Here is a 606-nt window from a genome sequence, read left to right as displayed (position 1 = left end):
TCTTCGGCGTCTCCGCCTCCGGCATCGTGAGCGCTGCGTTGCGCGTGGGATCGCTCGAGTCGCTCTTCGGCACGGGCTACGGGATGCTCATCATCGGCAAAACGCTCGCCCTGCTCGCCCTCGGGGTATTCGGCGCCCTGCAACGGCAGTGGCTCATCCCCCGGATCAATCGGCCCGGCAGCCTGGGGGCCCGGGCGTTCTGGTGGCTGGTGCTCGCCGAGGTCGCCATGATGGGCATCGCCTCCGGCCTCGCCGGAGCGCTCGGGCGCAGCGAGACCCCGGTGTCGCTCGAACCGCTGCGGGACGCCGGCTCCGGCGTGAGCCCCGCCGAGTGGCTGACCGGCGACCCGCTGCCCCCGGAGCTCAGCGCGAGCAGCTTCCTCACCGTCTGGAAGTTCGACCTCGCCTGGGTGCTCATCTGCCTGTTTGGCGCGGGTTTCTACCTGCTCGCCGTGATCCGACTGCGCCGCCGCGGCGACCGCTGGCCCGTGCAGCGCACCGTGTTCTGGATCCTCGGCCTCATCGTGCTCTTCTACACGACCAACGGCGCCCTGAACGCCTACGAGGCGTACCTGTTCAGCATCCACATGCTGGGCCACATGTTCC

1 protein-coding gene is annotated in these 606 nt (G+C 69.6%); it reads left to right on the top strand.

All coding sequences use genetic code 11. The features are described 5' to 3' along the window. Positions 1-606: bifunctional copper resistance protein CopD/cytochrome c oxidase assembly protein (locus OOT08_RS09315; protein ID WP_325092898.1), on the top strand; the 606-nt coding region annotated here is incomplete at both ends.

Source organism: Leucobacter sp. M11 (assembly GCF_035726885.1).
Lineage (GTDB): Bacteria > Actinomycetota > Actinomycetes > Actinomycetales > Microbacteriaceae > JAPFRB01.
Note: the sequence above shows the minus strand (reverse complement) of the source record. Positions and strands in the feature narration are given on the sequence as shown.